Genomic DNA, 230 nt, shown 5'->3' with positions numbered 1-230 from the left:
AATGGGGTTTTTGTTTCTTTAAAAACAATGCGTCCAAATTATTTAAAACGATGTCAGTCTGATCATGTAAAATTGGATTAAGAAACAATTGTAATTTGGAAGTTGGAATAGCAAAGTCCCCATCTATAAATAGTAATACATCACCTATCGCATGTTTTGCGCCAACTGCACGCCCAACATCGTTCCCTAATAGTTCTGTATACCTGATTACTTTACAACCTAGCTGATTA

The 230-nt window shown here is 34.8% G+C and carries 1 protein-coding gene; it reads right to left on the bottom strand.

Going from position 1 to position 230, the window contains the following annotated elements; genetic code table 11:
- Positions 1–230, bottom strand: a 230-nt coding sequence (locus SB717_RS39965) for a glycosyltransferase (RefSeq protein ID WP_410908921.1), incomplete at both ends; no start/stop codon positions are given.

This window comes from Priestia sp. SIMBA_032, assembly GCF_046535215.1.
GTDB classification, from domain to species: domain Bacteria; phylum Bacillota; class Bacilli; order Bacillales; family Bacillaceae_H; genus Priestia; species Priestia aryabhattai.
This window is presented reverse-complemented; position numbering and strand designations above follow the sequence as displayed.